This is a genomic window from Aerococcus sp. L_32 (genome assembly GCF_050689315.1).
In genome coordinates this window covers 1-573 of record NZ_JBOEQF010001165.1, presented here as the reverse complement: position 1 = coordinate 573, position 573 = coordinate 1, and the positions used below count along the sequence as shown (strand labels likewise).

Annotated in this window: 1 protein-coding gene; it reads right to left on the bottom strand. The window is 45.0% G+C overall.

Annotation, left to right across the window (positions count from 1 at the left end; genetic code table 11):
* Positions 1-531: polysaccharide biosynthesis C-terminal domain-containing protein (locus ACRCJ0_RS18735; protein WP_431391706.1), on the bottom strand; the 531-nt coding region annotated here is incomplete at its 3' end.
* Positions 532-573: the final 42 nt, after the last annotated feature.

Below are 573 nucleotides of genomic sequence, written 5' to 3'. Positions count from 1 at the left end.
GTCCATCAACCGTTCCGGCGCTATCCCTAAAACTTGGTGCCATAAGTAAGCTAAAGCAAAGTTCACCGCAACCATTAAAACAGCTAGTAATCCTGCTTTAAAGGCTACTCGCCCCCATTTAACCAGACGTACTTCCTTAGGCAAGGTCCAATTTAGGTAAATGATCATAGCTGCTAAACCTAAATTGGTCGCCCAGGCGGCGCCTGCCGTATCTAGAAAATCAACTAAACTCGCTGTAAATATCCCTTTAACCAGCATGCCGACCATAAAGGCAATACCTGCTTTATACCACTGCCCTTGGGCTTGGAGAATATTATTTTGCCCTAATACGAGACTGGCGAAGATAACCATCATCACATAAACCATTAAGACCTCAGAGCCAGCAGAACTAGCAAATAGGAAATGGTTTAATTGAGGCATGATCGATATCAATCCGCCCGTAATGATAGTGGCGAGAAAGAGGGTCACCCGCAGGTATTGTCTGCTGACAATTTCAAATTCGCCAGCTTGCTTTCGGTCACCCTTTTTCATTAAAGCAAGGGCGGGTAAGAATGAAGTGGCAAGTGATGTGGA